The organism is Curtobacterium sp. B18 (assembly GCF_000333375.1).
GTDB lineage: Bacteria > Actinomycetota > Actinomycetes > Actinomycetales > Microbacteriaceae > Curtobacterium.
Genome location: NZ_BACZ01000526.1, coordinates 1 through 1,649, shown reverse-complemented (window position 1 = coordinate 1,649; position 1,649 = coordinate 1). Strand labels below are relative to the sequence as shown.

6 protein-coding genes are annotated in these 1,649 nt (G+C 66.3%); 5 read left to right on the top strand and 1 reads right to left on the bottom strand.

The genetic code is table 11. The features are described 5' to 3' along the window. On the bottom strand, positions 1-271 hold a 271-nt coding region (locus I5E_RS21830; RefSeq protein WP_042723899.1), incomplete at its 3' end, for a hypothetical protein. A gap of 168 nt (positions 272-439) precedes the next feature. Between I5E_RS21830 and I5E_RS13955 the strand changes: the two genes are divergently transcribed. From I5E_RS13955 to I5E_RS24635, 5 genes are all read left to right on the top strand, one after another. Beyond that, the gene (locus I5E_RS13955; protein ID WP_022907528.1) at positions 440-742 is read left to right on the top strand and encodes a hypothetical protein; all 303 of its coding nucleotides are present in this window, start codon (positions 440-442) and stop codon (positions 740-742) included. Further along, on the top strand, positions 739-903 hold the full coding sequence (locus I5E_RS25605) for a hypothetical protein (RefSeq protein WP_022907527.1): 165 nt from the start codon (positions 739-741) through the stop codon (positions 901-903). Before I5E_RS13955 ends, I5E_RS25605 begins: the two co-directional genes overlap by 4 nt. Further along, the gene (locus I5E_RS13945; protein ID WP_148286978.1) at positions 900-1,118 is read left to right on the top strand and encodes a hypothetical protein; all 219 of its coding nucleotides are present in this window, start codon (positions 900-902) and stop codon (positions 1,116-1,118) included. Before I5E_RS25605 ends, I5E_RS13945 begins: the two co-directional genes overlap by 4 nt. Positions 1,119-1,120: 2 nt before the next feature. Continuing rightward, a complete protein-coding gene (locus I5E_RS13940) occupies positions 1,121-1,306 on the top strand; it encodes a hypothetical protein (RefSeq protein ID WP_022907525.1) in 186 nt (61 codons plus the stop codon). A gap of 152 nt (positions 1,307-1,458) precedes the next feature. Continuing rightward, positions 1,459-1,638: a hypothetical protein gene (locus I5E_RS24635; RefSeq protein ID WP_148286977.1), complete on the top strand. Its 180-nt coding sequence runs from the start codon at positions 1,459-1,461 to the stop codon at positions 1,636-1,638. Positions 1,639-1,649: the final 11 nt, after the last annotated feature.

Here is a 1,649-nt window from a genome sequence, read left to right as displayed (position 1 = left end):
CGCGGACGGAGAAATTGCCTTCCGTCTGCTCGCCGAAGTGCTGCCAGACGGCGCCGCACAAGTAGCGAACTCCGTTGTCGAATGCCTCGCCGCGAGCTTTCGCAGCCGCCAGGACCGCCAGCACCTCGGCCGTGTTCACGAGACTCGACGCGCCGTACGGGCTGAGCGCCCAGCCGCCGTCTGGGTTCTGGAGCTCGATCAGCCGCCGGGCCGCGTCGAGCTTCTGACCCTCGTATTCGCCGAACGCAGGCGACTTCTTGGTGGCGCGCATCGGTCCTCGCTCCTCGTCTTACAGAACGCGGGCGGACCGACACTGTAAGACCAGCGGGCGCACCGTCAGCCGTCAATCTAGTGCTGCGCCAGCACCGGGACCAGTGCAATCAGCAATCGAATCTCCTGGCCGCGCCTGGCATCTGATGAAGATGGGAAGTACCACCTCATGAACGATCTCGAACAGTGGGGGAAGCGTTCGTCCGGGTTCGCAGTCAACCGGACGGAGCGCACGCACAACCAGGCCATGCAGAACATCGTCAACGAGGCGCGTGAAGTCGGCATGCGCCTCGACGCGGAGGCCGCCGTCGCTGCGCGCTTCATGGAGCGGGCTGTCGACCTCGACAACCACCGCAAGGCCCTCGCCGGGGACGACCCGACGCTCAACGCGGTGCTGCTGCGGATCGAGCTGGGCTTCGTCGCGAAGGGCGAGCGGCACCAGCGCGGCTTCAACTCGGGGTTCCGGCTGTGAGCGCCGAGCTGACGGACGAGGACCGCGCCGCCATCCTCGTGGAGTTCGCGACGCACGCCCGCGCCGTCCGTGCCGAGGTGGACAAGGTCGCGGACGCCGTAGCGGGCGACGACCTGCTGCTGCGGTCGCAGCTGCGCCTGGTCGAGGAGTGGTTGTGGTGAGCGTCCTGCTGGCCGTCGCCCTCGTCGTCGCGGCCGGGCTGGTCGTCGCGGTGGCCGTCTTCGGACTCGTCGCCCTGGCGATCGGCCCGTCGGCCGCCGAACGCGTAGCCCGCGCACAGTTCGAAGCGCAGCGGGCCGTCGACCGCGACCATCAGGCGGCCCGCCGGGCCATGAACGACGCGGCCGGCCAGTCCTGGCGCAACCTCGCGGACTGACGATGTTCGAGAAGCTCTTCTTCAAGATCTACCTCTGCTTCGCGGCCGTTCTCGCGAGCGCCATCGCCGTCTACCTGACCGTCCGGATCATCGAAGCCATCTGGTGGCAGCTGCTGATCTGCTTGGCCGTAGCGAGCCTCATCGCCGGAATCGCGTTCTTTCTGTGGGCGCGATTCCGGCGCTGGTAACGCCCCGAGCGAGCGCATTCCGGTCGGTGTTGTGGAATGCGCCTAACTCATTGACCAATGCATTCGTGCATCGCATAGTAAGACGTGCTGATGCACAAATGCATCGACGTCAACTCATCACCCTCTCACACCCGAAAGGAGGTCTATTCGTCATGCCCAAAAAGAAAATCAACCGGTCCCGTTCCCCGCGCGGCCCGCGACGCCTATCGGTGCGCAGCGTCATGCGCCGCGAACCGGACGTCACCAAGATCGCAAGCACCCTCGCCGCGCTCGCGATCGCCCAGGCCGAGAAAGAGGCCGAAGCGTCCCGCAAGGAGGCTCCTCATGACTAGCCGCGAGATCG